Consider the following 4,235-nt stretch of genomic DNA (forward strand, 5'->3'; position numbering starts at 1 on the left):
AGGCCTGGGCAGCCAGCGCGTCGAGGTCGCGATGATGCGCACGCCGGACGGTCACAGCCGGCTCGAGCTCTCACGGTTTCTCGATCCGCCGGTCGTCGCCGATCACCGGACCGCCCCGGTCAACTCGCTCGGCTACCTGCGAGTGATGTTCGTCGTCGACGACCTGGACGATACGCTCGAGCGGCTCCGCGGGCACGGGGCGGAGCTCGTGAGCAGTGAGGTCGTTCAGTACGAAGACTCGTACCGACTCTGCTACATCCGGGGACCCGAGGGACTTCTCATCGGGCTCGCCCAAGAACTTCATTGAGGTTGGCGACCGTCCCGAAAGTGCCGTTTACCTATGCCCCGGCCCCTCGGTGTCAACGTTTCGGTTCGTCGTTCTTCGGCGTCGTTCTCGTGATGACGTGGTTCCTGTTGCGCGGTGCCGGGGTCAAGGTGGAGCGCCCTGCTGGACAAACGATCTCAACGCCGGCGGCGCACAGCAGACACTGACACGCCGAGCACGACGCCGACGTCTTTCAGCGCATGGCGGCCTCCGGGATTGGGTTCCTGTGATGGTGAACTGCCGCGGGCGCCCAGGCTTACCTTGGCGCGCGAACGTTCGTTCGGTTACAAGAGGTCGACCCCGACCAGCACTGGGACACCCGCGGCGCGGTGCTCGACATCGCGTTCGCGCTTGGCGGTGCTGGTGTCACAGGCGGAGCCACTGACTTGTCTTGTCTTGTGAAACAGCAGGAGAGGAGCAGACGATGAAGGTCCTCGTAGCTGGGGCCACGGGCGCGATCGGGCAGCAGCTGGTGCCGCGCCTGGTCGCCGCAGGTCACGAGGTATATGGCATGACGCGCAGCAAGTCGAAGCAGAAGATGCTCGACGACCAGGGCGTGGTACCGGTCGTGGCGGATGCTCTGGTGCCCGACCAGGTCGCCGACGCGGTGGCCAAGGCACAGCCGGATGTGATCGTGCACGAGCTGACGGCGATCCCGGACGCGCTGGACCTGCGGCGTTTCGACCGTGACTTCGAGCCGACGAACCGGCTGCGCATCGAGGGCACGGACAACTTGCTGTCCGCGGCCCAGGCGGTGGGAGTGAGGAAGTTCGTGGCGCAGAGCTTCTTCGCCGCATATGCGCGGACCGGCGGTCCGGTCAAGACCGAGGACGACCCACTGGACCTGCACCCGGTGAAGAAGATGCGCGGGGTGGCCGCCGCGATCCACCACGTCGAGGACGCTGTGCTGGGCGCGGTGTGGACCGAGGGCGTGGTGCTGCGCTACGGCGGGTTCTACGGTCCGGGCACGTCGATCGCGCCGGGCGCCGAGCAGGTGGAGATGGTGCGTAGGGGCAAGTTCCCGGTGGTGGGCGACGGCGGCGGGGTGTGGTCGTTCATCCACATCGCAGACGCGGCCGAGGCGACGATGGCCGCCGTCGAGCATGCTGGTCGCGGCGTCTACAACATCGTCGATGACGAGCCGGCCCGGGTCGCCGAGTGGCTGCCCGCACTGGCCGCGGAGGTCGGCGCGAAGAAGCCGATGCGCGTGCCGGCGTGGGTCGGCCGACTCTTCGCCGGTGAGGTCGGTGTGGTGATGATGACCGAGCTGCGCGGTGCGTCGAACGCCAAGGCGAAGCGGGAACTGGGCTGGGCACCGGCGCATCCGTCCTGGCGGCAGGGTTTCCTGGTGCCATGACCGACCGGGAGCAGCTGCTGGGCGAGCTTCGGCCGGTCGCGTTCGCGATTGCCTACCGGATGCTCGGCAGCGTCGCCGAGGCCGAGGACGTCGTGCAGGAGGCGTTGCTGCGGGTGCATCAGACACTCGACGCCGGTGTGCAGATCGCCTCGCCGCGCGCGTTCGTCGCGACGATCACGACTCGGCTGGCTATCAACGAGCTGCGGTCGGCGCGGGCGCGGCGCGAGCAGTACGTCGGTGAGTGGCTGCCGGAGCCGATCATCACCGGAGGTTTGGACGACCCGGCCGTGCACGCGGAGACCGCGGACTCGCTGTCGATGGCCATGCTGGTACTGCTGGAGAGCCTGTCGCCGGAGCAGCGTGCGGTCCTGCTGCTGCACGACGTATTCGACTATGGGTACGACGAGATCGCCACGATCGTCGACAAGACCGAAGACAACGTGCGGCAGCTCGCCACGCGCGCCCGGCGCTACGTCGCCGAGCGACGGCCGCGCTTTCAGACGACACCGCAACAACGCGATGAGTTGGCCCGCCGTTTCTTCGCGGCGGTGCAGGAAGGTGACGTCGGCGCTCTGGAGGTCCTGCTCGCCCATGACGTCGAGCTCACCGGCGACGGCGGCGGCAAGGTGCCGGCGTTGGCACGGCCGGTCCACGGTCGCAGCCGGGTGGCGCGGACGCTGATCGCGTGGATGCGCGCCGCCTCGCGTGTTTCCGGCGTCCGGTTGCGGCTGACCGAAGTCAACGGCGGTCCCGGAGCGGTCATCGTCGACGGGGAAGGCCGGCTGATCGGCGTTTGGGCGTTGGCCAGCGACGGGGGGCAGGTCACCGGCGTGCACTCTGTCGTCAATCCTGACAAGCTCGCGCACCTCGGCCCGGTCGCCGACTACGAGTCACTCCGCAAGGCGATGAACTGAGCGCCGCGTCGCTTCACGCGCCTTTCAGCCGGGGTGACAACGACCCGGGATGTAGCGGCTTTGAAATCAGGACGCGGGAGTGAGGAGAATGCCGAGTGCACCCGAGCAACTGGGAATAGCCCTCGCCGGCGCTGCCCTGTTGCTGGTTGTCACCGGCTGGTGGCGACCGTTCCGCCGGTGACAGAAAACCTCCGAGGCGGAAGGTCGACCCGTCCGAGGGGCGTGAGGCGAAGGCGTCCACCGACGCCTAGTACCTGCCGCTACTCGAGTCACGTGGCCGACCACCACGTCCACATCGTTATCTGCACTAGCACCAGTGGTCCGGCTGGCGGTGCCTCGCGGTACTGCGGGTACTTGTCGACGAGCGGCCGGACTGCCGCACTGCGGGTTGGTTCGGCCTGGACGATGCGGGCGGTGCCGTCGAGCCGAACCCACCAGAGTTGTGACCATTCGTCGTCGTAGTGGTCGATCAGCACGGTGACGGCGGGGTTTGCGGCGATGTTCCGGAGGCGTTGAAGATCGTGGGTGCGCTTCGGCTTTTGGTCGATTGCCGACACGAGCGTGTCGCCATCCAGGGCGAAGGTCACGGGAACGATGTGCGGACGGTGGTCCTCGCGAACCGTGGCGAGTCGTCCCACTGGCGCCCGGCGTACGCGCTCGTGTAGCGCCTCGGGCGGCGCCCCGCGGCCGACAGGTCTCACCGTGTCAGTTTCCACCGCCGGCGTCACGCCCCCTGCCAGGTAGGGCTCTCCGGCGGTTCGCCAGAGGCACGCCTGCTGGGGGGCAGTCGGGCGCCTACCGTTCGACGAAACTCGGCTCGGGGCCTGAACATCCAGTCGAAGACAGGGTGAAGGGCCGCTTACCGCGATACTGGCCGAGCGCGTCGAGGACTGTCTGGGGTGCGGCGTTGGGTGTGCTGAACGTAGGCCTGGCGGCACTAGCCGGCCGGTGGCTCAACCGAGAGACGACCTTCGGCTGGTACCCGTACACGCCTTGCCCGGGCGGTACGCGGACTATCTGCCAGCATCCGGGACCCGCGGTTGGTCGGCTGTCATCGTTGTGATCGTCGGCTTCGTGATCGTCAACGCGGCCGCTGCCGGCACGTTCGTGTGGCTACGAGCGCGACGACCACCTGCCGAGTAGGTGCCGATGCAGCGTGTCAGCCGCGATCGAGCGCGCAAGCGATCACAACGGTGCTCTATGTTCGGGCACCGCGGGACGAGTCGCCGATCGCAGCCGGCGTCTCCGGTCGTTTGACAAGTGCCCCGACTGGTACCAAACTCTTGTACCAGTTGGAGGTGGGCCAATGGCAATCACTGCCAGCGAGGCGCGCAAGCACCTCTTTCCGCTGATCGAGCAGGTCAACGAGGACAGGACGCCTGTCGAGATCACCTCTCGCCGTGGCGACGCCGTGCTGCTCTCCCGCGAGGAGTACGACGCCCTGCAGGAGACGGCGCACCTGCTACGTGCTCCCAAGAACGCCCGACGACTCCTGGAAAGCCTCGACCAGGCCCTCGCCGGCAAGCGCGAGGAGCATGAGCTTCAGCGGTGAGGCTCGTCTTCACGCCGCACGGCTGGGAGGACTACCAGCACTGGGTCCAGACCGACCGGGCGACGCTGAAGCGGGTCAACCGGCTGG

At 67.7% G+C, this 4,235-nt stretch carries 5 protein-coding genes; 4 read left to right on the forward strand and 1 reads right to left on the reverse strand.

Annotated elements, in window-relative coordinates; genetic code table 11:
• The 3 genes from VFJ21_03840 to VFJ21_03850 all read left to right on the forward strand — a co-directional run.
• A partial coding sequence (locus tag VFJ21_03840; protein ID HET7406253.1) for a VOC family protein occupies positions 1 to 307 on the forward strand: 307 nt, incomplete at its 5' end.
• Between the two features lie 442 nt (positions 308 to 749).
• Positions 750 to 1,682, forward strand: coding sequence for an NAD(P)-dependent oxidoreductase (locus VFJ21_03845; protein ID HET7406254.1), 933 nt, complete (start codon positions 750 to 752; stop codon positions 1,680 to 1,682).
• Complete coding sequence (locus VFJ21_03850; GenBank protein ID HET7406255.1) at positions 1,679 to 2,596, forward strand: RNA polymerase sigma-70 factor; 918 nt, start codon at positions 1,679 to 1,681, stop codon at positions 2,594 to 2,596. The genes VFJ21_03845 and VFJ21_03850 overlap by 4 nt, the downstream gene beginning before the upstream one ends.
• A gap of 269 nt (positions 2,597 to 2,865) precedes the next feature.
• Here VFJ21_03850 and VFJ21_03855 read toward each other — a convergent pair whose 3' ends face one another.
• Positions 2,866 to 3,297, reverse strand: coding sequence for a TIGR03668 family PPOX class F420-dependent oxidoreductase (locus VFJ21_03855; GenBank protein ID HET7406256.1), 432 nt, complete (start codon positions 3,295 to 3,297; stop codon positions 2,866 to 2,868).
• 605 nt (positions 3,298 to 3,902) lie between these two features.
• Here VFJ21_03855 and VFJ21_03860 point away from each other — a divergent pair.
• Positions 3,903 to 4,148, forward strand: a complete 246-nt coding sequence (locus tag VFJ21_03860) for a type II toxin-antitoxin system prevent-host-death family antitoxin (protein ID HET7406257.1) — start codon at positions 3,903 to 3,905, stop codon at positions 4,146 to 4,148.
• Positions 4,149 to 4,235 lie beyond the last annotated feature (87 nt).

This window comes from Mycobacteriales bacterium, from assembly GCA_035690485.1.
Classification (GTDB): domain Bacteria; phylum Actinomycetota; class Actinomycetes; order JAFAQI01; family DASSKL01; genus DASSKL01.